The sequence below is a fragment of the Polyangiaceae bacterium genome (assembly GCA_016715885.1).
Lineage (GTDB): Bacteria > Myxococcota_A > Polyangia > Polyangiales > Polyangiaceae > Polyangium.
In genome coordinates this window covers 1034607-1059393 of the sequence record JADJXL010000028.1, presented here as the reverse complement: position 1 = coordinate 1059393, position 24787 = coordinate 1034607, and the positions used below count along the sequence as shown (strand labels likewise).

At 57.7% G+C, this 24787-nt stretch carries 20 protein-coding genes and 1 pseudogene; 10 read left to right on the top strand and 11 right to left on the bottom strand.

All coding sequences use genetic code 11. The features are described 5' to 3' along the window. A partial coding sequence (locus IPM54_45720; protein ID MBK9267064.1) for a hypothetical protein occupies positions 1 to 527 on the top strand: 527 nt, incomplete at its 5' end. A gap of 179 nt (positions 528 to 706) precedes the next feature. On the opposite strand, the gene IPM54_45715 is transcribed toward IPM54_45720, so the two are convergent. Then, on the bottom strand, positions 707 to 1594 hold the full coding sequence (locus IPM54_45715; GenBank protein ID MBK9267063.1) for a hypothetical protein: 888 nt from the start codon (positions 1592 to 1594) through the stop codon (positions 707 to 709). Between the two features lie 145 nt (positions 1595 to 1739). Between IPM54_45715 and IPM54_45710 the strand changes: the two genes are divergently transcribed. Next, positions 1740 to 1907 carry a hypothetical protein gene (locus IPM54_45710; GenBank protein ID MBK9267062.1) on the top strand — a complete coding sequence of 56 codons (168 nt, stop codon included), beginning with the start codon at positions 1740 to 1742 and terminating at the stop codon, positions 1905 to 1907. Positions 1908 to 2268: 361 nt separating this feature from the next. On the opposite strand, the gene IPM54_45705 is transcribed toward IPM54_45710, so the two are convergent. After that, entirely contained in the window at positions 2269 to 2820 is a 552-nt protein-coding gene (locus tag IPM54_45705; GenBank protein ID MBK9267061.1) for a hypothetical protein, read from the bottom strand. Between the two features lie 362 nt (positions 2821 to 3182). After that, on the bottom strand, positions 3183 to 3362 hold the full coding sequence (locus IPM54_45700) for a hypothetical protein (protein MBK9267060.1): 180 nt from the start codon (positions 3360 to 3362) through the stop codon (positions 3183 to 3185). A 44-nt stretch (positions 3363 to 3406) separates the two neighbouring features. On the opposite strand from IPM54_45700, the gene IPM54_45695 reads away from it, so the two are divergent. Next, positions 3407 to 4834 (top strand): sigma 54-interacting transcriptional regulator, encoded by a 1428-nt coding sequence (locus IPM54_45695; protein MBK9267059.1) that lies wholly within the window; start codon positions 3407 to 3409, stop codon positions 4832 to 4834. Between the two features lie 323 nt (positions 4835 to 5157). Here IPM54_45695 and IPM54_45690 read toward each other — a convergent pair. Then, positions 5158 to 6122: pseudogene (locus tag IPM54_45690) on the bottom strand (Yae1 family protein). Between the two features lie 332 nt (positions 6123 to 6454). Here IPM54_45690 and IPM54_45685 point away from each other — a divergent pair. The 4 genes from IPM54_45685 to IPM54_45670 all read left to right on the top strand — a co-directional run bounded on the left by IPM54_45685 (position 6455) and on the right by IPM54_45670 (position 11342). Beyond that, positions 6455 to 8014 carry a protein kinase gene (locus tag IPM54_45685; GenBank protein MBK9267058.1) on the top strand — a complete coding sequence of 520 codons (1560 nt, stop codon included), beginning with the start codon at positions 6455 to 6457 and terminating at the stop codon, positions 8012 to 8014. Positions 8015 to 8043: 29 nt separating this feature from the next. Beyond that, positions 8044 to 9078, top strand: a complete 1035-nt coding sequence (locus IPM54_45680; protein MBK9267057.1) for a tetratricopeptide repeat protein — start codon at positions 8044 to 8046, stop codon at positions 9076 to 9078. A 381-nt stretch (positions 9079 to 9459) separates the two neighbouring features. Further along, positions 9460 to 10899 carry an IgGFc-binding protein gene (locus IPM54_45675; GenBank protein MBK9267056.1) on the top strand — a complete coding sequence of 480 codons (1440 nt, stop codon included), beginning with the start codon at positions 9460 to 9462 and terminating at the stop codon, positions 10897 to 10899. Positions 10900 to 11117: 218 nt separating this feature from the next. Continuing rightward, positions 11118 to 11342, top strand: coding sequence for a hypothetical protein (locus tag IPM54_45670; protein ID MBK9267055.1), 225 nt, complete (start codon positions 11118 to 11120; stop codon positions 11340 to 11342). Positions 11343 to 11423: 81 nt separating this feature from the next. On the opposite strand, the gene IPM54_45665 is transcribed toward IPM54_45670, so the two are convergent. Continuing rightward, entirely contained in the window at positions 11424 to 12143 is a 720-nt protein-coding gene (locus tag IPM54_45665; GenBank protein ID MBK9267054.1) for a hypothetical protein, read from the bottom strand. A 407-nt stretch (positions 12144 to 12550) separates the two neighbouring features. On the opposite strand from IPM54_45665, the gene IPM54_45660 reads away from it, so the two are divergent. The 3 genes from IPM54_45660 to IPM54_45650 all read left to right on the top strand — a co-directional run bounded on the left by IPM54_45660 (position 12551) and on the right by IPM54_45650 (position 16204). Next, complete coding sequence (locus IPM54_45660) at positions 12551 to 13771, top strand: AgmX/PglI C-terminal domain-containing protein (GenBank protein ID MBK9267053.1); 1221 nt, start codon at positions 12551 to 12553, stop codon at positions 13769 to 13771. Between the two features lie 7 nt (positions 13772 to 13778). After that, on the top strand, positions 13779 to 14678 hold the full coding sequence (locus IPM54_45655) for a metallophosphoesterase (protein MBK9267052.1): 900 nt from the start codon (positions 13779 to 13781) through the stop codon (positions 14676 to 14678). Positions 14679 to 14845: 167 nt separating this feature from the next. Continuing rightward, positions 14846 to 16204 carry an MFS transporter gene (locus tag IPM54_45650; protein ID MBK9267051.1) on the top strand — a complete coding sequence of 453 codons (1359 nt, stop codon included), beginning with the start codon at positions 14846 to 14848 and terminating at the stop codon, positions 16202 to 16204. Between the two features lie 29 nt (positions 16205 to 16233). On the opposite strand, the gene IPM54_45645 is transcribed toward IPM54_45650, so the two are convergent. The 6 genes from IPM54_45645 to IPM54_45620 all read right to left on the bottom strand — a co-directional run bounded on the left by IPM54_45645 (position 16234) and on the right by IPM54_45620 (position 24724). Continuing rightward, the gene (locus IPM54_45645) at positions 16234 to 18534 is read right to left on the bottom strand and encodes a DUF2357 domain-containing protein (protein ID MBK9267050.1); all 2301 of its coding nucleotides are present in this window, start codon (positions 18532 to 18534) and stop codon (positions 16234 to 16236) included. A gap of 3 nt (positions 18535 to 18537) precedes the next feature. Continuing rightward, on the bottom strand, positions 18538 to 20457 hold the full coding sequence (locus tag IPM54_45640) for a hypothetical protein (protein MBK9267049.1): 1920 nt from the start codon (positions 20455 to 20457) through the stop codon (positions 18538 to 18540). Positions 20458 to 20651: 194 nt separating this feature from the next. Continuing rightward, positions 20652 to 21479, bottom strand: a complete 828-nt coding sequence (locus tag IPM54_45635; protein ID MBK9267048.1) for a hypothetical protein — start codon at positions 21477 to 21479, stop codon at positions 20652 to 20654. 294 nt (positions 21480 to 21773) lie between these two features. Beyond that, entirely contained in the window at positions 21774 to 23105 is a 1332-nt protein-coding gene (locus IPM54_45630) for a hypothetical protein (GenBank protein ID MBK9267047.1), read from the bottom strand. A 33-nt stretch (positions 23106 to 23138) separates the two neighbouring features. Continuing rightward, positions 23139 to 24296, bottom strand: coding sequence for a PEGA domain-containing protein (locus IPM54_45625; protein MBK9267046.1), 1158 nt, complete (start codon positions 24294 to 24296; stop codon positions 23139 to 23141). A gap of 95 nt (positions 24297 to 24391) precedes the next feature. Then, complete coding sequence (locus tag IPM54_45620) at positions 24392 to 24724, bottom strand: helix-turn-helix transcriptional regulator (protein ID MBK9267045.1); 333 nt, start codon at positions 24722 to 24724, stop codon at positions 24392 to 24394. Positions 24725 to 24787 lie beyond the last annotated feature (63 nt).

Sequence of the window (24787 nt, the reverse complement as noted above, 5' to 3'; positions counted from 1 at the left end):
CAGATCCGTCGTTGCCTTATTCGATCATCAACAGCTACAAGCTGATGCCGAGCGTCTTGCCGTTGCGTCATATCCAAGGTTCCTTTAGTTTTCGTTGTCATGATGCGCGTTTTTGGTGGGTCACCGACGTCGCCGAAACGTTCATGAAAGGCGGATTCCTCGTCGCGGGCCCGGTGGACGACTCGATCGTGTTTTTCGATGTGGCCCAGGTGTCGACGACGGAGTTCAAAGACCTGTACAAGATGAGCCTATTCGATGTACCGGAATATTCGACCGAGGTGCACCTGGCGGGATCGACGTATTCCGCGCGCGGCATCGGATACCATGCAAAAGAAAAGAATTGGACGAGCGCCAAGTTCATGTTCAAGCATCAGGACAAGAACTATGTGCTCGGCGTGGCGTGGAAATCCAAGCAATACCGATACATGGACCCCAAAACGCTCCACGAGCTTCCGGTCGTGCGCGAGGCGCTCGACAAGTATTTTTCTTTGCTGGGTGATGGCGTCGAACGTCATGGCGGGGCGTGAGGACATCATGCCCCGCCAACCTCGGCGCTCGACAAGTTTTTCTCCATTGAATAATGCATAAAACACGATGGCGGAGCACGCATCGTTGTGCCCCGCCATTTCTTCTCCGTCAATCTACCCCAACACATCGCAATGACGGAGCGCGAATCGTCGCACCCCGTCATCGTTGCGCCATCCCGTCACTCCAAAACGTCGCTCAATTGCCCGTCCGTGTAGTGCCACCGAGCGGTTTTCGTCATCGGGTCGTGTATTTTGAGCACCGCTTTTTTGGACTTCGCCCGGTCGAAGAGCCGCAGCTTCACCATTTCATCGATGGCCTTCGCGCACGCCTTCTCTTGCTCGCTCTTGTCGAGTTTTTGGAAGGCTGGGCTGGCCAATACGAGCGCGCCCACTTCTTTTTCTGGAGGCGACTGGAAATAGGAAAGCCCCGACGCGTTGTAAATGGAAACGGCCTGGTCCCATCGCTCCTGCCCCTTTTTCGCAGCGTAACGATTGTACGGAAGGACTTCTTGCTCACCCTGTTTCACCACGACTTTCACGCCGAACGCACTGTATTGCGAATAATCGAAGCTCGTCGTCATGAATTGCCCCTCGACACCGGGACCGAGCACGGGCGGTGACATCTTCGCGCGCCCTGGAGCTTTGCGAGGACCGAAATAGACCTCGGGCGAACATTCCACGGTGAGCATCTCGAGCGGTTTGTCGCTGATGTTTTTCAGTTTGCCGCGGCACGTCGACGTCTCCCATCCGGCAACGATGGTCGTATCGATTTCGATTGGATATTCCTTGACATCGGCAAGCTCTGCCGCACCCACGCCGCCAAACGAATAAAAACGTTTCGTGCCGTCGTGCCAAGTCGTGTTCGCGGTAAAACCATTCGCGAAATTGATACGTATCGAAAGCGAAGGAACCCCGGACAGCTCCGTGATGCGACCTTGCAGGGTACGCGCGCGAGCTCGCAATTCGTCGGCATTCATCGGGCCATCCTGCGGTGTTTCGAATACGGCCTGATAGCCGCCATCGTCGCGCGTGAGGAACCTGATTTTTCGCACCGGCCAAATCACCATCCGTCGTGAGACGGACCATTTTTTCTGCCGCATCCTTCAGCGGCGTAGGCACCGTGCGCTTCGGTATGTCGATGACGTCCCCCTCCGCAGCACGCTCGATGAAGCATACATCGGTTTCATCGAGCTGGTCGCATACGTCGTTGCCATGCGTATCGTGACACGCGAGCACGACCTTGGTCCCATTTTCGAGCTCGAGGTAGCTCTCGAGTGCGGCGCCGGTCGAGGTGAAAATCTTTTTCACGTCTGCGCCGTGGACCTGATACACGCGGATATTCTGGTCGTGTTTCGCAATGATTCGATCGACGCTCCCTGATGTATTCCAGCGAAGCGATCGCGCGCCACGGTCGAGGGCGAGCTCTTTTTTGGTGTTCGGTCCATTGTCGTCAATGGCCATGGCATGGAGCACCAAGCGATCGGGATCCTCCGCGAGGGCGATCATGAAGCCATCATTCACGCCTGCAAATCGCTCTTCATTTTCTATCTTGAATTCTTTTCCTTTCCGGCCATCGAAACGCACGAAATTCCGTTTGGCATACTGTTGGCGTACGAGCACCCCGCTGTCGAGCACCGCATCGAGCATCCATCCGTCGGTGAGCTTCTTCGGTGGACCGCCGGCGAGCGGCACTTGGTAAACCTTGGAATCGTCCACGTAAATGGCGCTCGCGGTTTTTTCATCAATGGCGACATGCTGCACATCCTTGCCATTCTTTGCGCTGAGCATTCTTGGTTCCGCTTGGTCGGGCTCGAATGTACAGTCGGCGATTATCACCGTATTCCGTGGATCCACTTTCGCTGCGCGCAAAGACGATCTGACCACGCTTGCTCACCTGCACCTCGGTGCCCACATTGTCGTCCAGCGTCTTTGCCGTACGTGTCGCGACATCCAGCGCGACCAATGCATAGCGAGGGATACGTTCCCCAGAAGCTTGCATTTCGTGGGTAACTTCGACATAATACACGGTCTTTTGGTCCTCGCTGACGTGCATTTTCAATCGACCTTTGCGCGGCAAATCCAAGCAGGACACCGTGGGACCTGGTGGCGTTGTGGGCGCTGATGCCGGAGCGATTTCGGGTGCGGAAGCAATGGGAGCAGGTTCGGCATTCGTCTCGTGCGCGGATTTGCACGCAGGATGGGCGACGGCGAACAGCAGGGGAACAATGCTGAACGGGTGACTTTCATGCTTGCACGCATTGCACGACGCGTGCCGCGCGCTGCGTGCAGACATTATTTGGAGGACGACCTCCGAGATGCACGGGTGATTCGTCACTGACGCGTCAGAACACGTCAATGGCGTCGGATGGCCGCGTGGCCATTGTGGGACTCGACGACCCATGGACAGGCAAGCCGCATGTGGCCCGTGCATTCGAGGGTGCCGAGGGAGCGGCATTGGTGTTTGTCCTGTGCCATGCGCCGGAGGGTCTTCCATGATGCGACGGGCGCGCGTTTTCGCTGTACTTCTGCGGGCACTCCCAGTGCAACCTGATGGCGGTCAACGCCGACATACCGTGTAACTCATTGATGGTGCGTCTGGGAACGCTGCTTTGGTTTTGCACTGTACATGATCGCCTACGCAATTATACGTATTTTTCATGTCGTTTGTCCCAGGGTACGTTTGTCGCGCATGATGCGGTTTGTCGATGCGGTCGACTTGGTGCTTGCACTTGTGGTGCACAGGGTTGCACCATGCGTGCAAGGATGCACTTCGAGTGCACCGGCCAAACTTGGAACATGCCGAGAAAAACGCTGATTCGGGCCGGGGTTCGTCATGGCACGGCGCGTGCTTTACGGAGGCAAACTCGTGGAAGGTGAACATGGCAACTCCCTTTGCACCATCAGGGCGACTCGAACTGGTCATTTTTTCATGTGGTGGCGAGCCGCAGCGACATCGTTTGCCCGTGGTGGGTCAGGTTCGAATCGGGCGCAGTCGCACAACGAACGACATCGTCATTTCCGATGCCTCGGTATCCGCCAACCACGCCGTGTTGACGGTCGATTCGCGCATTTACATCCAGGACCTCGGTAGTTTGAACGGGACGATCTTACGCAAAGGGGACAAGGACATGGATATCACGCATACGGAACAGGCGCAGCGTTTGACGGGGGAGATGTTTGTCGTGGAACCGGGCGATCGCATCGTACTTGGCTCTGTCATGGGCATGTTACGCAAAATGCATTTGCCTTCGAATGCGAATGCCGGTGACGGGGGAACGTGGCCGTATCCGCCGGTTGTGCGGCATCCGGCGACGCAGGCGGTCTACGACGAGGCACGGAAGGTGGCGTCTTCTTCTTCGCGGGCATGCGTGCTTCTGCTGGGAGAAACCGGTGTGGGCAAAGATGTGCTCGCGCGCGCGATTCATGCGGCTTCGCCGCGGGCGCGAGGGGCGTTCATTCCGGTGAATTGTCCGGCCATCGAGCTCATGTTCGAGCGGGAAATGTTTGGGCACATAAAGGGGACGTTCACGGATGCGAGAGTGGATGCCAAAGGGTATCTAGAGGCAGCAGATGGGGGAACGCTGTTTTTGGACGAGATTGGCGAGCTACAGCTTGCAACGCAAGCGAAGCTCCTCCGAATGCTCGACGATCGGCGCGTCACGCCATTGGGGTCGACGGTATCGCGCCAGGTGAACGTGCGCGTGATTGCAGCAACGAACCATAGCTTGCACGACTGTGTGGCACGCGGGACATTTCGGAAGGACCTCTTTTATCGGTTGCGGGGGTTCGAGCTGGAGATACCGCCCTTGCGATCGCCTCCGGCGGACATCGTGCCGCTTGCCGAAGCGTTTCTCGAGGATGAATGTCGCGCGGTGGAACGGCCGGTGGTGCCGCGTTTGTCGAGGGAAGCGATATCGATTTTGGAAGGTTTTGAATTTCCGGGCAACGTGCGGGATTTACGCAATGCGATGATGTCCGCGCTGGCGCATTGTTCGGGCGGAGTGGTCTTACCCGAGCATTTGCCGGAGGAGATGCGGGAATACGACAAGACGGACAGGATGGAGGCACTGCCGTTTGCGGTGCCCGAGCAGATGGCGGAAATGACGGTTGTGATGCCCGATCAGGTACCGGAGAATGCTTCGGAAAAGGAGCGGATCAGGTGGGCGCTCCATCAATGCGGGGGCAACGTCACCCGAGCGGCGGAGGTGCTCGGCATGAGCAGGCGAAAGCTCTTCTACCTATTGAAGAGGTACCCCGATCTCCCCCGGGCACGACCGAACGTCGTTGCGCTGCGCGCGAACCATTGAGAACGGCGACCAGGATTGGGCCACTGCCGCGGTCTGGAGCTTGGAAAGGCGTACCGAGGTACGCTTTACGATAGGCTCGGCTACGGCTCAGCAAGCACATCGGCGACGCTGCTCGCCGTCGTGGCACGTTCGAGCCACCGTTCGAGACGACCAATGTCCTTCTCGTCGAGGATGCGTTGACGTGCGCTTCCGGCACGTCGATCCCCAGCACCCGCAGGACGATCAGTATTGATCGAGCGGCGAGCTTGATGCCTTCGTCGCGTCCGAGTTGGATGTGCTTTTTTGCGAACGGACTCGTGTATTCGTAGCCCTTCATGATCGCTTCAACTCGGCTCAGCGAGCATTTCGGCGAGGCTGTTCGCCGTCGTGGCACGTTCGAGCCACCGTTCGAGACGAGCGATGTCCTTCTCGTCGAGGATGCGTTGTCGCGTCGCTTCCGGCACGTCGAGCCCTCGCGCCCGCAGCACCGTCAGTAGAGATCGAGCGGCGAGCTTGACACCTTCGTCGCGTCCGAGCTTGAGACCTTCGTCACGTCCGAGCTTGACACCTTCGTCGCGTCCGAGCTTGATGCCTTCGTCGCGTCCGAGCTTGATGCCTTCGTCGCGTCCGAGTTGGATGTGCTTTTTTGCGAACGGACTCGTGTATTCGTAGCCCTTCATCATCGCCTCCAGCGCACGCCGAGCAGCTTCGTTGATCGAGTTGTACAGGGATATCTAGGTAAAGCCAGATCGTTTGTCGTCGAGGTTGGCAAAGGCAGGTACGGCCGCCTCGGCAATCTCGGTCGCCCGTTCGGTGTCGCCATATGCCATGGCGGACAAAAGTGCAAGCTCGGGCCTGCGAGCAGCGTCGTCAGGATCGGTGATCATCGGAATCAGCTCGCGGCGTAACACCGGCGGCTCGAGGACGAATCCATCGACGCCGATGTCGATGGGCTGTGCACACCAAGATGCAACGGCAGGATCGGGCGCGACGACGAGCAAATCCGCCTTGCAGCGATGTTTGTCGCGGCTCACCGTCAAATAGACGGGCCAAACGTACGGTTTGTCGTGATCGATGCGGAGCTGCACTTCGACGATGTTGACGCGAATCGGTTTTCATTGCGATACAAGACGGCGACGACATCTGCACGGTATTCCGCCGGCTGCACCTCGGTCAGCTCGATGGAGGCCAGGCGCACTTCATCGAAGTCCGGCTGAGGAACGTGAAGGGATTCGGCGAGCAGCTCCGTGGCAAGCGAAGGGCGATTCTTGAAGAGCTCCACCAAAACGTCATGCTGCATGGAGGCCATGCCAAACTGTTTAGCACGACGACAAACGGGTGCCATGGGAAAAACGCTTTGGCGCACATGCTGTGATTTGTCGATGCGGTCGATGTGACGTTTGCGCTCCTAATGCACGCGTGTCGCACTTCGGGTGCAAGGGTGCACTTCGGGTGCACCTGCCAAACCTGTGCAAATGCCGCGAAAAACGCGGGAAATGACGAGGGTTGGTCATGGCATGGCGCGTGCTCTAGGGAGGCAAACACCGTGGTAGGTGAACAGGGCAACTCCCTTTGCACCGTCGTCGGTTGAGTAGGTCGTTTCGATTGATTTGGATGTATTGAAGCTGAGGGCAGGCTGACGTGAAAATGCAAAGCTCCGATTATGCACCGCCTCCGGAAGAGGGGCTCTTTCGTAATCGCCACGATCCGATCCCGCGCGGAACCAAGTTGCTCGGGAAATACACCGTGGAGCGCACGCTTGGTCAGGGCGGGATGGGAATCGTCGTTGCGGCGAGGCACGACACGCTCGGTGAATTGGTCGCGATCAAGTTTCTCTTGCCCGCCGGAATGACGAATCCTCAAGCCGTCGAGCGCTTCGTTCGTGAGGCCCGGGCGTCGGCACGATTGAAGGGCGAGCACGTCGTACGCGTCCACGACGTTGACAAATTGGAAACGGGCGAGCCGTACATGCTCATGGAGTACCTCGAGGGGGAGGATCTCAAAGCGATTCTGCGCAAGAGAGGCCCGCTACCACTTGGCGACGCGGTTGAATATTTTCTGCAAGCATGCAGGGGGGTTGCCGAGGCGCATGCAAGGCATGTCGTGCATCGGGATCTCAAGCCCGCGAATCTATTTTTGACGACGACCGCCGATGGCGCGCCGCGCGTCAAGGTGTTCGATTTTGGCATTGCGAGGATCGTCGATCCGGACGAGGCAGCGATGACGAACAAGGGCGACATGGTGGGATCGGTTCCGTACATGTCGCCCGAGCAGCTCTTGAGCTCGAGAACCGCGGATTGGCGGACGGACATTTGGTCACTTGGCGTGGTTCTGTACGAGCTTTTGACGACGAAGCGGCCATTCGACGGGAACAACCCTAGCGATTTCATTGGGAACATTTTGAATGCCGAGCCCGTGCCTTTGAGCGCATGGCGCACCGATGTACCTCCGGCGCTGGAGGCGGTCATTCTGTGGTGTCTGCGCAAGGATCGGCATGAGCGGTATCAATCTGCGGACGATTTGGCGACGGCGTTGCGCGAAGCATTGGGTTTGCCTCCGCCGATGCGTGCACCGCTGCCATCGCATACGGAGTCGCGCGGGGTGCAGGATCTGCCTATGGCACCGCCGCCCATCGTGCACGAGCCGCCGATGCCGCCGCCGGCAAGAGTCGAGCAAACGCAGGGAACTGCTGCGGGGATGAGCATTACGGGGCAGCCACCGCTGTCATTGCGCACAAAGCGTACGAAGTTGGCATTCGCAGGGGGCGGGGCCATGGTGACATCGGCCGCCGTGGTGACGTTGGTATTGGCATTGCGAGGCCCGCACGCGGAGCAGACGACGGTGAATGCGAGCGCGGTGCCGGCAGTGTCCGCCATGAAGGTCGAAGTGCAGCCGCTAAACTGGTCCGGCAAGGATGCGGGGAATGTGGCAAACGAAGGGTTTGCAAGAGCGGAGATAGGCACGCGAGGTCCTGAAGTCGGCAAGTTCAATAAAACGGTCTCTCAACCGAATCAGAGCGTCAAGCCCATCTCGAGCATCGTTGTCGCTGGTCCGTCAATGCCGTCATCCAGCAAATCTTCCAATCCATCCGCAACAGCCAATTCGAAAAGCGTCACGCCCCTTGCTCCCGCACCAGGAATCGAGACGAAAGTAGTTCCCAAGACGTCTTCCAAACCCTACGACTGGGCCCGGGATCGTTGACGATAATCCATCATAGCGAGCAAGCTCCAATGAACGCACGTTTCTCGACTCTTGCCATCACACCCATCCTTTGGTCTGTCTTGACCGCGTCTCCAGTTGCAAGGGCATCGGTGAGCTTAGCGGAGGCGCTGTTCCATCAAGGCATTGAACTCATGGAAAGCGGTCGTTATGACGAAGCATGCCCGAAACTCGAGCAAAGCCTTGCAGGTGAACGCCGATCGGTAACGATTCTCGCGCTAGCAGATTGTAATACCAAACGGGGACGACTTACAGCAGCCATCAAAGGTTACGAAGAATATTTGCATGAATACGAGAAGTTCTCGAGCGAAAAACAAAAAGCACACGAAGGATATGCAAAAGAGGCGCGAGTTCAACGCGATGTATTGTTGCTGGACGTTGCCGCCATCGTCTTGGTAGCGCCCCCGGGCAACTCGACAAATTTCGAGGCAACCGTCGACGGCGTCAAGATTGGCAACAATTCTTTGGGGCTGCCCTTCGTTGTTGATCCTGGAGATCATACGGTCATCCTGAGAGCGCCAGGAGTGGCGGCCAAGGAAATCCATTTGCATCTAAAGAAGGGGCAATCCGAGCGCATTTCTGTTGCGCTTCTAAATTCGGCAGCCTCTGCAAGTACGCGTATCGTTCCCGAAAAACAGTATTATTGGGATCCGCCGCCGACGCTACCGCCAAATCATGGCCTGCGTACTGGCGGATTCCTTGCGCTTGGAGTGGGCACTTCGGGTCTGGTTGTCGGTACCGTGGCGCTCGTATTGGCAGTGTCAGCCAAGAATGAGTCGAACCAATATTGCAGAAATGCCCCAACGGGAATTATGACGTACTGCCAGACCCAAACGGCCGTCGACACAGGGAATCACGCTCGAGCAAGTGCAAATGCTGCAACATTTGGTTTCGGCGTGGCGATCGCAGGTGCTGTGGTTGGGGGAAGCCTGCTGATCATCAATAAATACGGCAAGCAGCAAAAACCCGACCCGCTCAACGTTCTGACCGCAAGAATTCGCGGTTCTGCTGACGGCATCGGTATTTCGGTGGAAGGAGCATGGTGACGAGCAATGAGACGGGACGTTTTTCCGCTTCAAGCACTGCTACTCACAAATGCAGGCTACGCTGTAGCTTGCATTGGATGCGCAGATATACTTGGCGTCGATAGGGAATACGTATTGACTGGCGGGAGCGGTCCAGGCGGAGCGTACGGCAACGGAGGTCTTGAAGAAAGCACGGGAGCTGGCGGCGAGGCGGGCTTATCGTTGGAAACGAATTGCGGTGATACCTGCTCTCCAGACTCGAAAAGCGTAGTGAATGGTTGCACCGGGCAAGTGAACATCACCTGCACAGCCAATCAGGGTTGTTTGGACGGGGCGTGTGTTGATAATCCATGCATAGCGGCCGAAGCTTCTGGGAGCTCGGTGGGCTGTGAATATTGGGCCATGAAGGCACCGCTCCGACCGCAATCCTCTGGTGCATGTTTCGCAGCCATTGTCGCAAACACGTGGGCCACGTCGGTGCACATCAACGTTGCGTATGACGGCAGCGCCCTTGATCCAGCGGCGTTTACGTACATCCCGTCCATCGGCGCCAACGGTGTCGTCAACTACGTGCCCTACGATCCCGTGGCCGGCGTGCCGCCGGGTCAAGTCGCCATCCTGTTCCTATCCAGGTACTCGGAAGGCGGCAGCGTGATCGATTGCCCCAAACCCGCCGCCCTGGGTATCGAGACGGGTTTTTCCGGTACAGGCATTGGCAAAGCGTTCCGCATCACGACCGATTTTCCCGTCACCGCCTACCAGATGGTGCCCTTCAACGGCGGTCCTGCCGCCGTCACGTCAGCCACGTTGCTCCTGCCCACGAGTGCTTGGGGCACCAACTACATTGCTATCAACGCGTACAAAGCCATCCCCGATCCGCCTCCGCCGGCAAATCCCATCGGTGGCTATCCATCGCTCGTCGTTCTGGCGAAGGAAAACTCGACCAAGGTAACGCTCTTGCCGAAGACTACCGTCATCGGTGGCCCAGATGTCGCCGCGGCTTCGGCGGGCATGCCCGTAACGTACACGTTGAACGCAGGTCAGTTCCTGCAAATCACGCAACCCGCAGAGCTCACGGGCAGCCCGCTGGAGTCGGACAAACCCGTCGGCGTCTTCGGTGCTTCAACGTGCATGCGTGTTCCGACAACGCAGTCCGACTGCGATTCGGCCCAGCAACAGCTTCCGCCCGTTGGCGCGCTCGGCAGCGAATACGTGGCCGTTCGTCACAAGAACCGCACGGCAATGGACGAACAAGGGCGCTGGCGTTTGGTGGGCATCGTGGACGGTACCACGCTTACGTGGTCTCCCGCGAAACCCCCCAACGCGCCGACGTCGATTGGCTTTGGCGAAGTGGTGGAGTTCGAGGATCCGGGGCCGCTTGTCGTTCGAGCCCAGGACAAGGATCACCCATTTTACCTCGGGGCGTACATGACGGGTGGATCGCAGTTCGGCAACATAGGTGATCCAGAATGGCATAACGTCATTTCACCGGATCATTATTTGCGAAGGTACGTCTTCTTTGCCGAGCCGTCGTTTCCAGAAACAAGTCTGGTCGTCATTCGATCCAGGAACAAGTTGTCCAAGTCTTTCGCGCCAGTAAATCTGAAATGCCTCGGGGAGCTCGTAGGTTGGCAATCGGCTGGAGCCGATTACGAATGGGTCAGAGTCGACCTCGTTACCGGTGATTTCATACCGGTAGGCGGATGCTCTCATGGAACGCATGAGATGTGGAGCGACGGGCCATTTGGAGTTACCATTTGGGGTTGGGGCACGACTCAGATGACATTGCGAAATTCGTATTCGCTCTCTGCGGGTATTGGCTACCGGCTAATGAACCAATAAGTGACCCCACCAGCCGACACTGAACGCTCATACCAGTCCTCCTCGACATCGATACCACGACCGGCCAAGGGACGAAAGTCGGCGACCTTGGCGTCGATTTCACGACTTCAGGCGCTACCTGGAGCGACGCGCTGAACGCCGGTCACGGCGGACTCTACGCCATCAACGGAGCTACCCATTCGCTCTATTCAATCAACCCCACGACGGGAAATGCCACCGTGATCGCGCCCATCACCGGCGCCACCATCGGCTCGGTCGGCATCGAAATGCACCCGGCAAACGGAATCATCTACGCGTGCACGAACGACGCCATACCCGTGCTCTACGCAATCGATCCCATAACGGGCGCCGCCACCAGCATCGGCACCGGAATGGGCCACGTCGGCGAATGCAACAACCTGGCCGCACCATGGCTTCCCGTCGCATGCCTCGACGCGCTGTGAATTGACCTGGTTCAGAAACCCCGTATCGGGGATCGTTCGGGGACGTGGACGCGAAAACGATGAAATGGGGGCGAGGGAAACCTACGGGGTCGCCTCCTCCACATCGTCCTTTTTGCGCCGCCGCGCGCGCAATATCAAATCCTTGTTGAACTTCGCCGCTATCGTCGCCTGCCCATCGAATGCGCTCTTGCCCGCTCGAATGACGTCCTCGATGTCCTCGAGCAACCGACCAATCGCCTCGTTGAGCACCTGCGTCTCCACCGGCCCCGCCGCCTGCGCCGATTCTTGATCCGTATCCGCCTTCTCCAGCGCCGCCTTCACCGCATCCAATTCGGCCGACGCCTTCGCACCTCCAAAATGCTTCTTCAGCGAATCATCGAGCTTCTCGACGGCAGGACGAATTCTGATCAAATACGCAATCGTCTTCGGCGTGCTGCGCCGCAATGGCTCGTCCACGGCAAACGCCGCCGCCGTCACGCCCGATGCCACATTTGATCGCAATACCCGCGGCAACGCGAATCGCAACCGACGCAAAAACACCTTCACCCCATCGAGCGCCGCTTGCTCACCCTTGGTCTTCGAATCCGCATCGCTGCTCGTGTCCGCCCGATCCCCCATCGTCCCTTCCGCCGCCGCGATGTGATTCGCGAATTGCAATGAATCCGCGTCGTCCCAACCATGGTCGGCAAGCTCCGCCTTGTGCTCCACCGCGAGCGCTTGCAGCACCCGCGCCTGCTGAAGCACCGCCTTTCGCGGCTGCCCCTTGCCCTTGCGAGCCAATCGCTGGTCAATCGTCGTCATTTCACCCTCCTTTGGTCACTCGACCATCACCCATTGGTTGCCGCACCATCACGTTGTGAACGGTCGTCCATCAACCAAGCGTCGGTGCTCCATCACACGCTGACAGGCACTCCATTAACGACTGGTCTGTACTCGACTCAACATGGTCGATGCTCCATCAAGTGGGTGTCGATGCTCCATCACGTGGGTGTCGCAGCTTCACCACAGCGTGGTCGCTGAACCATCGACGATGCACAGGCACTCCATCACATAGGCGTCGGTGCTCCATCGACGATGCGCAGGCACTCCATCATCGGCTGGTCGGTGTGTTTCGAGCGTTCGCCATGGATGCCCAAGCGATATGGCATGGTATACGGAATCATTGAGCTTGAAAGTCTTCGCGTCAGCGGGCATCGACGTAAACGGAAATGGATGCTACGTCCTGCCGCGTGAACATCACCCTGCATCCGAGCTTTTTCATTGCCCTGTGTGCAGCATTCGCCACCGGCTGTTCCCAAGCGGCGCCCAAAAACGCGACGCAAGCTCCTATCGTGGACACGAGTCCGCCGGCTCCCGCGAAGCCCGACGTCGACATCGATGGTCCACGTATTCGCGCAACGCTGACCGAAATCGAGGTCAACGACCGCGTTTTGGAATGGAACCCGGCGAGCGTGGACCGGATTCAGAACATCAAACCACTTTTCGATGCGCTGAATACGCTTCGAACTGCCAAGCCACAGGCATTGCAGTCGGGTGAATGTGCGGTCGAAATTGCGCCTGACGTGCCCTTCGTGGCTGCGGCGAGCGTGCTTCAAACGAGCGCATTCGCTGGTTGTCCGACTGCATGGATATCGACGAAATCCGCATGGATCAAGCTGCAGATGCCGCTGCCAAGGCCCCCGGGTGCTGCGCCCACGCCCGATGACAAACCCTCCGGGCGGCGGCAGTTGGCATTGCACATTGGAGCGAATCAGATCAATTGGGAAATCGTCACCGTCGTGCGAAGACCGGGCCCGCGCAATCGAGAAGAACTCGAGCCGGTATCGAATCGAGCCGTCGCGCGCGACGCGAAAACCTCGGCCGAGATGACTTCGAGCATGATGGAGGCGTGCAAGGGCGCACCACAGCCTTGCCCTGACGGCTCGTGGCTCACGGCGGATGCAAGCGCGCATTGGAGCGACGTGACGAATGCACTCGGCGCCATCATCGTAGCGCAACGAAATGCAACCCGTGGCGGCACCGGCGTCATGGAACTTCACGTGAGCTTTCGGCCGCGTGGCAATCGGCCGTTGGGCGAGCAGCCTCCGGCAATTCGCATGGGCGCCACCTCCGTATCCGGGCGCTTGCCTCCTTCCGAAATTCAACGTGTCATGCGGGAAAACTTTGGCGCTTTTCGGAAGTGTTATGAAAACGGACTGAAAAAGAACCCAGATTTGAAGGGGCGCGTGGCATTGCGATTCGTGATCGATCGAGATGGCCGCGTCTCGCACGCGTCCGAGGACCTCGCGCACACGCCCGCTGATGAGCAGTTGCCCGACGAGCAGGTGAAAGCATGCATCGTGAATGCATTGCGGGGTCTGGAATTCCCGCAGCCAGAGGGTGGCATCGTCACGGTGGTGTATCCGATTATGTTTTCGGCCGGGGATTGAGCGCACGATGCATTTCAAACTCGCAAGCGAAGGCCGAGGACGCGGGTATTCACGCATGCGCGGAATCGTCGAATCGACGCTGGACCTCGTCTACACCGGTGATTGGCCGAGGCGACTTTGGGGTTTGACCGAACGCGCACGTCAGGTCCGCGTGGTACGCACCAAAGTCGAAGCGCAAGGCATTCCACCGCTGCGTATCGCGTTTGCATCGGACCTGCACATTGGCCCGACCACGTCGCCCCATACGCTCGATCGTGCTTTCGAGCTTTTATCGGAGGCGCACCCTGACGTGCTGCTCCTTGGCGGCGATTACGTATTTTTGCATGGAACGCGCGAAAAAGCCCGCGAGCTGCGTCGCCGCGTGGAAGGCGTGCGAGCGCGCTGCAAGTTTGCGGTCCTTGGCAATCATGATCTTTGGACGACACACCGCTCTATCGAAGATGCGCTTACCGAAGCTGGCGCACAGGTGCTCGTCAATGCATCCGTGCGTTTGCCCGATGCTCACGGCAATGTGGCCATCGTGGGGCTCGACGACCCTTGGACGGGCAAGCCGAATGTGGCCCGTGCATTCGAGGGTGCCGAAGGAGCGGCATTGGTGTTTGTCCTGTGCCATGCGCCGGAGGGTCTTCCATTATGCGACGGGCGCGCGTTTTCGCTGTACTTCTGCGGGCACACGCATGGCGGGCACGTGTCCACGCCGCTTGGGCCACCGGTCATTCCGGGACGAATTGGGCGCATGCTCGTGAGCGGTGAGCATCATACGAAATGGGGCCGAGCCTTCGTGTCGCGTGGCGTGGGAGGCATCGAAGTACCATTTCGAGCGTGGGCGCCACCGGACGTGGTGGTCGTGGACGTGGTCGAACGAGCTGCCACCAACGACTCTTTTGAAAATAGGCGTTTTGCATGACGCATCGTCCAAGTATCCATGCATTCGGTGCGCACGAAAGAATGACTGTTCGGCGCTCGAGCTCAGCAGCGCTTGGAAATCACAGGACGTCGCCGTATACCAGCGCGCTCTCTACGCAACTCTGCTACCCTGAAAAAGTACCCATTTCATACGGCACATGAGCCACCATGGCGCAACAACAACGTCGGCCCGGCATATTCATTCCCACTTTGTACTTTGCCGAAGGGCTACCTTACACCGTCGTCAATCTCATGTCCGCCATATTTTTCAAGAGCCTGGGCAGTAGCAATGTCCTCATCGGTTGGCTCAGCATTCTCACCTGGCCGTGGGTCCTCAAGTTTGCCTGGTCGCCGCTCGTCGACTTCTTGTCGAGCAAACGCCAATGGGTGATCGTCACGGAATTCCTGCTTTCAGCGCTCGTTCTCGGCATCGCAGTCGTCGCCTACGCCAGCGGTTTTCTGTCCATGGGCACCATGATCGTCATGGCGGGCGGCATTTTGACATTGACGGCGCTCGTCTCGGCAACGCACGACATCTCCGTCGATGGGTATTACCTCGATGCGCTCAATGACGAACAAAAAGCACTTTTCGTTGGAGTGCGCAACACGGCCTATCGAATCTCCATCATGTTTGGCTCGGGCGCGATGGTGTTTCTCGCGGGAAAAGTGGCCGAGCACCATTCGTTGGGGCTGGGCTGGGCGGCTGCATTTGCCTTGTGTGCGTTGGCCCTTTTGCTGTGCGCGATGTTCCACCATCGGTATCTGCCGAAAACAGGCGTCGATCTCGGTGTTCATTCGCGCCCCATCGTTTCTCGTCACAGCTTCTTCGAGGCGATTACAACCTATTTCAAGCAACCTGGCATATCGGTGATCGTTTTTTACATCCTGACGTTTCGTTTGGGTGACGCGCTGATGCTCAAGCAGTGCAACAATTTCTTGTTGGATCCGCCGCATAAAGCAGGCTTGGGCGTCTCCGTCGCAGACGTCGGCATGATCAGTGGAACGGTCGGAATCGTCGCTCTTCTGTTCGGCGGCATGTTCGCCAGTTGGCTGATCAGCAAAGGCGGTTTGCGGCGCTGGATGTGGCCTTTGGCATTGATTCAAAGCGTCGCCATTTTATTGTATTGGGCGCTGGCAAAGTGGCCAGCGGCTTTTGCGCTGAACACAAGCTCGTTCGATAACGTGTACGTACCAGCCGTGTACGTGATCAACTCGGCCGAGCAATTTGCTTATGGAATGGGCGTCACTGCGTATACCGTCTTTTTGTTGCGCACCGTGCGCAGTGGGTACAAGGCGGCGCATTATGCCACGGCCACAGCCTTGATGGCATTGGGTGTGATGCTCCCTGGAATTGCCAGTGGATATTTATATAAAATATTGGGGTACGCGGATTTCTTTTTGGTCAGCTTTTTTGCATCACTGCCCGGAATCGTGGCGATTTTCTTTTTGCCATTGTGGAAGAAAGACGACGGCGAACAGAGCGCTTGCAGCGCAGGGCAACCGGCTGCCGCCGATACGCACCAATAGGCGTTGATACGTGTTTCACCTACCGAATGTCAGCGTTTCAGTGTGTTCGCATCATCGAATTGCGCTTCAGCGCAAAGATCCAGCCACGTGACCACCACGGGTGCACCCACGAGCGCCTGCGGGTTCATGCGCATACGCACGCGCTCGACGATCGACCGAGTCAGCCATTTCGATTGCCGCTCATCCCCGACGCATTGCAGCGAATAACAAAAATAATGACGCCCTCGCGGCTCTGGGTAATCCATCGATGCGAGCTGCTGGGCTGTCATGATTCGCGGCACGTCGACGATTTTGTAAATGTCGATGTCCATGTCGTCGCCGTACACGACCAGTAGGTGCGCCGCGAGCTCGCGACTGTCGATCCCTACCGCACCTCCTCGATGCGCATCCGCCCGCAGATTGTACATCAGCGAGTGGGCTATCCATACCCGATGCGAGGCATTCTTGGCATAACCCAAAAGTACCAATACATCGGCAGGCGGCTCTACGATGAACGGCACCGCAGGGACTCGCGCCTCCACCGGCGGACCCGCATATGCACGTGCGGTCCAATATCGAGCGCGTTCGTGCTGCGTTGCCTGTAGCGCCAAGTGCGTCAGCACATTTTCGATGAACGACGAAAGCGCGAAACTGCCAATCGATTCACCGTCCGCAGACGGTCGCAGCGTAAATGCACCCAGCCCCGGAAGGAGCTCGTGATATTGGCGAAATGGGTTGCCGCCGTCCGTGCCCGGATAAATGATGTACGCTCCCGACGATTTCCGAATGGCATCCTTGTACGCATGCATCTTGAGCAAATCTTCGCGACGAAAGTTCGTTTGCACCGAATCGTCGTCATCGGCTTTGCCAAACGTCTCTTCCGCGTTTTCGATGCGGTACTTGGCATCGAAGTGTATCCATGTGGCGAGCGCATTCTTTGCATCGTCACGTATCTGCGCAAGCAGCGAACAATCGGGTCGCAGCGGCCTCGTCCACGAACCTTCAACCCCTGCGCGAGATGCGCCGAACGATTTGTTGTACCACAATTCCAATCGTATCGTTCGCCCCAATCGTTCGATGGTTCCCGTGACCATCGCCTCGTCGCGATAACGCAGTCGCAGCACGAGCCCATCTTCGGTCGGCTCGATGAGCCGCGTCGAATCGAATGCATGACCGCATAATCGTGCCACGATCATTCCAAGTTGCAGATACACCCAATACTCGTACAATTTTGCGACATTACGTTGCCCGGCGCGATAAACGTAGTCCATGCCCGGCCAGTAGAGCCGCGCCGCCGCCTCGAATTGTACGTGCGCTGCAAGGAAATATCGATAACCCTCGCGCTTCTGCAATACCTGACTCGCCCCGGGATACATCGTCAATTCACCGATGTCTCGAAACAGACCGTCCTCGAGAATGGCTTCGAGCTTCTTTCGTAAGCCGGCAATTTCTCGCTTCCCGCGCCGCGCAAAGGGGCTAGCTTCAGAAGAAAGTTCGAGCGCCGAAGATACGCGACCGATCATCGTGAGCCATTCGCGTAAAACCCATTTTATGAAACGATTGGGCAGATTGTCCAAGGTCGTTTCCATCCGCGGTACGACCATCGGCTGCGGAATGCTGTCCAGATCGCCTGCAATGACATGGGTCGACCATGCACGCGGCCCGGGACGCACGATACTTCGCGCGATGCGCGAGCTCGGACGGAGCCCGCGCGCCTGCCACGCGACGTCTTCGACTTCCTCCCACGTGACATATGGCGCAGCCAGAATGCGACCGATTGCCGCCTGAAACTCGTCCCGTTCGAGCAAGCTCCGCAAAAATGAAAATCGCTGGTAGAGCGTCTCCGAATCGTGCGAATCATCCACCGAAAACCGCGCCGCCGATGCAGCAAATCGGTCCATCACGAGGTCCGTGCACGCTTCGGCGATATCACGCAGCATCCACCGATAATCGGACATGTAATCGAGTTTCGTCGATTGAACCTCGAAGCATATTTTCCCAACGTCTTTGGATGCGGCGATGACGGTGACGTCGACTGCGCCGGTGTATTCCCCCGTGCGTAAACGGCCTCGATCGCCGAATTCCGTATCCGCAAAGAACATCTCCGGATGGTCCGTATCGAAGGGACCACGGGCATTCGGCACGTCGATGACGTACACATATTCGGCTGCTTCGACGAGCCGCACGCTTTCGAGATCGTCATCCAAATCCTGTGTTTCACCGCGCGTATCGATGAGCAAGCGTGGCGTGCGCTGGTAGCGGCTGCTAGGTAAAATGGCAATTTTGACTCGGCCACGTTCGTGCCCCCATTCATCCAAAATGGGAAGCTCGACGCTCTTGACCTCCGACATGAATTACTCGGAAAAACTCGTGAACTGGTTCATTCGCAACGCGCGCACCATTCGCTGGATCTTGTCGAACGATAGCGGCATGCGCACGGGACCGGCCATGGGTGCCAGTGGGTCGAATCGGGACGACATTGCATCAAGCTCGACGCTCTCGGGATCCAAACATTCGGCCGCGAGTGAACACAGCGCAAGCTCCAATTTGCGTCGTGACCCATGCAATCGCGGGAGGACCTTGTGCATGATTTGGCGGTCGAGTGCAGCGTGCGGATTCATATGACCGGCAGCGGCAAACATGGCGGAAAAACGCGTTGCTTCATAAAAGACGCGGTGTCCGAATTCCAAGTTGTGCTCGGCAAGAATTCGATGCACGCGCCGCAAACCATGCGCGAATTCTGCTTGCTTTGGAGCAGGGTGATCGACGTGATAGCGTTCGTCGGTTGAGATGGCTAAAAATCCGCGAATCATTGCATTGGAGCCAGGTTTGCAGGGTCCGGGCTTTTGGTAATCGAGTTGGAGATCTTCCGTTCGCACCTTGAAATCGATGGTGTTGGCACGATCGAGCACTTTGGGCGAGAAAAGATACGTGGTTTCGTCGATGTTCACCGTGCCGACGACGAATAAATTCGCGGGCATGGGCAGCCTCGGCTCGGTCCCCGGCGAAATTCGATAAAGGCCGTCGTCGTACCTTTCGAGGTTGGGCAAACAGGGCTGAAGGGTCTCCATACCCGATAAAAAGTCTGCAAAATATCGTTCGACGTGGGCCAAATTCATTTCGTCCAAAATGAGCAAATACGGTTTGTCCGGATCGTTCGCAGCCCTGAGCATGAATTCGAGCGCTTCGGGCACGTGCCAAGCGCGCGCGCCATCTCGCATGGGCTGCAACGCGTCTTCATATCCAAAGAGCGCCTCGGCTCCGGTCCAGTCTGGCCGAACCGGCGTCACACGCACGCGATCGATACCGAGCCAATCGCCAAAACGTAAGGCGAGCTGCGTTTTACCGGACCCCGACAAACCCGTCAGGATGAGAAAACGTTTCGTCGTCAAACTTGCAACGAATGCCTTGACATTTTCATCGTGATGTGTTCCGAGGACCAGATTTGCTTCTCGCAGGCCGGTCGCGAAATCGTCGCAGATCGCCTTGAGGTCTCGAAGGGGCGGTTCGTCGATGCTTGCTTCGACGATGCCTGATGGCTCGAGCCATTCGGTCGGGGGCGAACCATTTTCTACGGCAGCGCCATACACCGCTTCGAACAGAGGTTCGAAGAGACGAACCGCTTCGAGGAACATGGCGCTCACGTCGATCTTGTTGTTTTCCAGTTCGTCCTCGCCGATGAACATGGAGATGCTCGCGCGAGCGCCTGCGTCGGATGCGGCATAATCGAGCCATTGTGTCAAGGTGGAAAATTCTTGGCGCGGGTTCGGATTCATGCCGTGTTTTCGGAAAAACCAATACGGCTGCAAGGTTCGTTCGATGCGAGCGATCTGCTGGACGCGCAGGTTTGCCAGCGCCGACTGGACTGCTGTGAGTTTTGGTTCGGCCCCTGCGAGTTTGTCCGTGGGGGCCGCGAGCGATTTGCCCGCGCCGCGGTAGAAACAAATCTCGAACCCTTCGGGCATGATGACGACGGCGAGCTGCAATTGAAACGACTTGCTCGTCCGTTCGTCGCCCGGTTGTTTCGAATGAATCCCGGCCCAATATTTGCTGGTGGCGCGACTTCCTGGGTAGAGTGCCGAGACGAAGTCGGTCATTGTGAGTTTGCCGTGGTAGTCGTCTGCGGCGATGCGTGCGAGCGATTGTAGGCGCGTGCGTATGTCGCGCAGATAGGCTTGGCCTTCGGCGGGGATTCGGTCGAAGGCGATGCGGCTATTTTCGTAGCGGCGGAGGAAGTGGCAATCGTGTGCGGAGAAAGCGGGGAGGGAGGGCATGGGCGCGTTATGCCGTGACGCGGGCGTACTGAGCACGGCGCGCGCTATTCGAGGGGAAGTTTATCGTAGATGCTTGGGCTGCGTTCGTGCGGCGTTGCAACTCGTGAATCCAAGGGCTTGGCAATCCATTTTGGTGCGACGTCCGGCGTCGCAGACGACCAGCGAATCGCCTTCGCACGGGTGCTTCATCGTAGTCATCGCATTCCCAGGCGAACCCGCATTATGGGTTTGGTCGCCCGGGATTCAGCATTTGAAGGTTTGCCAATGAAGTGCAATCGACGACGTGCCTCTCCGCCGCCGATGCATGCGCGCACGGTCGTTTCATTTTCGCACGCAATTCCGTATTGGTAAGAAAATTGGGCCAGATCGGCATCCCCGGTTTTGTGGTCGCACGCGGGTCCGGTCGCGCGGCAGTCGGGAAATGCGGGGTAGGCATCAACGGGACATTCCAACCCGTAGTCGCTACATCGGAGCTTTTGATAGTAGTAATACTCGGGTTCTTCTCCCTTAGAGAAATCAGCGCATCTGTAGGGGCGGCCGTCGAGGCAGCCAGGGGCGTTGTCGTCTGGTTCACAGGGGGTTCTGGGCGGACTGCACCAGTCTTGTTTGAAATCTGCGAAGCAATGAAGATCAAGGCCCTTGCAATTGATCCATGTGGTGATGTCGATACCCGTATCTACAGTAAAGTCTTTGCCTATGTAGTGATGGCTCAGTTGCAATAGATCGTCGGCACACTCCGGCTCGGTTGGCGGGAGCTTGACACCCACCGTTTGCGCGAGTCCCACACATTCGCGCACCGCTTCGCAACCATTCGATTTGGTTTTAAAACATTCAGTTCGTCGATACATTTCTGCATGGATCCAACGTCGTGGAAACTCATAATACATGGAGGAGATGGAATAATTGATCTCCGGTTCATTGAAGTGCAGGTTCAAGAAGCAACTATTGAGCATTATCGCGGCCTTGAGAACGCCTTCGGAGTCTTTTGGACCTGGCGGATCCGGAGGGCTGACCATGCTCACATCGGGCACATCGAGGGGAGGCGGAGGTGGTTGATCTGGCGGTGGGGGTTGCTCGGGCCCAGCGTACGGTGGCTCGCCCTTTTTACGGCCGTAGCAAAGCCAATCGGGCTCGAAAAAGGATTCCTTGTATTCGCGGTTATCGATGATTATCAACGGTCCCATATCTGGGCAAGGCTGCCAAGGAACAACCCGGACCCGGACAAACCCATTCCCAATGCATACACAACGACATCCACGCGAAAACGCGCGCAGCCTTCATGACATGACCTCTCTTGATTCAAATTCGCACGGGCGTCATTGGCGCAGGTCCCAAGGCTCGATGCAGCACCACGTAACGGCGTCCGTTTCATCAATCTCGACCGAGCCTACGGGAAAACCGCCCGTGGGCTCACAACTACCCGACTCATACTTTAAATTGACGATTTCTTTGCTCCCGACCGCTCTACCGGGCGGTAAAAGATCATCACAATCGGGAGCGTCAGAGCCAAGTGTTTCAGTTGTCAATAACTTGGTACAATTTTCGTCTTCATAAACATTGAATGTGCCATAACATGCCCCACCAGACGCCTTGCATCCGCATTCGGTACAAGAGCGATGATCGATGATGGCTTTGTGGGGATACACGACGTACTGGTTCGTGTATTTGCCTTTTTCCGGACACGCGTGCACGCCTTTGTGGGTGTGATGCACGCAGTAACGCCAATGGTCGTCGTCGGGAATGTCCGCCCAGCGCGATTCTGAACCTTCGCAACCGTCGGTACCGAAATACTGTGGACTGCAAGACAATGCCACTTTCTGCCATCTCGGTGCATCCGTAATGGCTTTTGGGACCGGAATGGTGACAGGTTTGCAGCCCTGCACCGGATCGGGCAGCGCCGAAACGTAAATGGACTGCGCGCACGGAATGCCACTGCCCGCGGGGCACTCGGCATTGGCGGGTATGGCGTGGTCATTCGTGCACGAACCATCCCAGTTCTCGGGCGGGTCAAACGGTGTCGTTGGGGCCTCCGGTATGCTGCACAAACCACTACGAACGTGAATCGAGGTTACCTGCGGTGAGCATGTGCCTTCAATGGGACCGCACGCGCATTTGGCGCACCCGTCGGATGGGGGCACATACAAGGCAAAATAGCCTTGGCCGCCAGGTGCGCCGATGTATGTTGGGCAATCCGTCGGCCCAATGTCCTGGACATTGGGTCCGATCCATACCGGTTGCGGATCTGCAAAATAATCTGGCGCATTGGGAATGCAGGTTCCGCGAGCGGACTGCCCGTCGGTTGCCGCATCGAACGCCGCGTCCTCAGACGCGCCTGCATCCTCATCCTCAGATGCATCCGTATCCGTGCCGGCGTCAGGTGGCAGCGTTGGCAGCAGCATGGCGGCGCACTCTTCATGTTGATACAGCTCGTCGTTCGGATCCTCGCACTTCCTGCGGAAGTTCATACACGCATCGTCGTGGAGTAACGGGCGATCTGGATCTTTGCATGAGTCGCGAATGTCGCGGCATTGCCAAGCGCTGAATGCTTTCGCGCTGGGGACGTCGCAAGGGACCTCTCCGTCGCAAGCGTTGGCGATGAGCCCGCCGACAACCACTGCAACTGCCAAGATGAACTGGCGCAGGTTCATGGTCAAACCCTACAGGACAAACCGCGGGTCTGTCTAGAAAAATTTCAATCCATCGATTCCGACGGTTGGAAGGACAACCATCCCCTCCCAAACCATGCGGTTCCTGTGGTAAAAACGAGGCCAATCATGCTGTATCGCCAAGTCGCCGAAGAGTCGCACGTGAAAGCGTTCGTTCCAGTGAAACTCGTATCCCGCACGCACGCCGAACCCAAATCGCACCCAGGGCGAGTTTAGCGAATGAGAGAGACCACCATCACCCTGCACGAGCAAACAGCCAAACCAATGCTCGCGAACGCGCCCGCACGGCGCAAAGATCACCGCCCACGTCGATGCGCTGCCGAACGCATATTCGCCACTTCCAAGCGTCACCGCAAACCGCAAATCCCCGCCGATTTCCCACCACGATCGCGATCGCCACGCCGCGTGTCCATGCAGCCCAAGTGCCACACCGGGCGTCGCGCCAAACACCGTCGACACGCCACCTCCGAGGACAAACCTTCCCGAACTGCTTGATTTCAAGGGGTTTGTCGCTGGTTTGGCAACGTATAACGTCTTCGTGGGCTTGTCCTTCTTCTGCTCGACCACGACTGGCTTGGATGTCTTCGGACGCATGACGAGTCTGACTTTTTCGTGACCACCCGCCTCTGCATCGAAGTCGTGCGTGGCGTCGTCGAATCCTTCGAGCGTCGCGCGCATCGAGTGCTTGCCAGGATTGACGAACACCCAAAAATTCGCCTGCTCGTCACCAACGTCAGTTCCATCGAGGTCGACACGAGCACCCGTGCGACTCACCTCGACATCGACCCGACAAACCTTCAACAGCGCCTTGTGGTACGTCTCGAAGAACTGCGCGTGCTCGTCCGCGGACAAACCCTTCGCGGGACGCGTGATCGCCTTCAGCAAGTGGAACGCTGCGACGTCGTAATTGCCGTGCTCGAAGAGAATCAGCCCAGCGTATCCAGCGACGATCGGATCGTCGCGCAACGCCTGCGCCTTCGTGTACGCCGCGAGCGCTTCGTTCGAACGGCCCGCAGCTCGAGCCGCATCACCCTGCTTCTTGTGCGTGTCGAAATCGTCAGCAGGTCGTGCCGCCGATGCGGGGGATGAAGACGAGGGTGGGGGGGTTGCACCGGCCAAACCAGGTATGGCGAGCAGCACCACACATAGGATGGCCCAAGGATACGTCGTCAAACGCACTTGCTCCGGGACGAACGGTCGATGACAATGGGCACGTACCGTCGTTTACCAGACCAATTTTGCGATGTCGAGCTTCCTGGCCCGTGCGATCAGTTCTCGACGAGCGGTCTTACTTTGAGCATGATTTTCCGAACGCATTCGGGCTGACGGCGCATCATTTCGACGATGTGCCCGATATCATCGTTTTCGGTGTCGTGATTGAGCAAATCCAGCGGCGCGACGTCCAGCGCCTTCGCAATGGCGCGGAGCGTTCGAGTATTCGCAGCCAATTGCCCGAGCTCGATGGACATCACGTGAAATGGGTGTACACCGGCGATTTTTCCGAAATCGCGAAGCGATAGCCCCCGTTCCTTGCGCAATTTGCGGATTCTCTTGCCCACCCGAACGACCAGCGAATCCTCTGCATATTGTTGGCGCAACATACTCCTCCTCCCGAACCGCGGATACACCGCTCCTCATTGCGACCGACGTCGCAGGTTGTTACT

What these genes read in the sequence shown, in the direction of transcription:
- IPM54_45695 (MBK9267059.1), top strand. Translation starts at nt 3,407, where the DNA reads ATGGCAACTCCCTTTGCACCATCAGGGCGACTCGAACTGGTCATTTTT.
- IPM54_45680 (MBK9267057.1), top strand. Translation starts at nt 8,044, where the DNA reads ATGAACGCACGTTTCTCGACTCTTGCCATCACACCCATCCTTTGGTCT.
- IPM54_45710 (MBK9267062.1), top strand. Translation starts at nt 1,740, where the DNA reads ATGCGTATCGTGACACGCGAGCACGACCTTGGTCCCATTTTCGAGCTC.
- IPM54_45620 (MBK9267045.1), bottom strand. Translation starts at nt 24,724, where the DNA reads ATGTTGCGCCAACAATATGCAGAGGATTCGCTGGTCGTTCGGGTGGGC.
- IPM54_45630 (MBK9267047.1), bottom strand. Translation starts at nt 23,105, where the DNA reads ATGAACCTGCGCCAGTTCATCTTGGCAGTTGCAGTGGTTGTCGGCGGG.
- IPM54_45640 (MBK9267049.1), bottom strand. Translation starts at nt 20,457, where the DNA reads ATGCCCTCCCTCCCCGCTTTCTCCGCACACGATTGCCACTTCCTCCGC.
- IPM54_45715 (MBK9267063.1), bottom strand. Translation starts at nt 1,594, where the DNA reads ATGGTGATTTGGCCGGTGCGAAAAATCAGGTTCCTCACGCGCGACGAT.
- IPM54_45650 (MBK9267051.1), top strand. Translation starts at nt 14,846, where the DNA reads ATGGCGCAACAACAACGTCGGCCCGGCATATTCATTCCCACTTTGTAC.
- IPM54_45645 (MBK9267050.1), bottom strand. Translation starts at nt 18,534, where the DNA reads ATGTCGGAGGTCAAGAGCGTCGAGCTTCCCATTTTGGATGAATGGGGG.
- IPM54_45665 (MBK9267054.1), bottom strand. Translation starts at nt 12,143, where the DNA reads ATGACGACGATTGACCAGCGATTGGCTCGCAAGGGCAAGGGGCAGCCG.
- IPM54_45660 (MBK9267053.1), top strand. Translation starts at nt 12,551, where the DNA reads ATGGATGCTACGTCCTGCCGCGTGAACATCACCCTGCATCCGAGCTTT.
- IPM54_45675 (MBK9267056.1), top strand. Translation starts at nt 9,460, where the DNA reads ATGAAGGCACCGCTCCGACCGCAATCCTCTGGTGCATGTTTCGCAGCC.
- IPM54_45705 (MBK9267061.1), bottom strand. Translation starts at nt 2,820, where the DNA reads ATGTCTGCACGCAGCGCGCGGCACGCGTCGTGCAATGCGTGCAAGCAT.
- IPM54_45655 (MBK9267052.1), top strand. Translation starts at nt 13,779, where the DNA reads ATGCATTTCAAACTCGCAAGCGAAGGCCGAGGACGCGGGTATTCACGC.
- IPM54_45700 (MBK9267060.1), bottom strand. Translation starts at nt 3,362, where the DNA reads ATGACGAACCCCGGCCCGAATCAGCGTTTTTCTCGGCATGTTCCAAGT.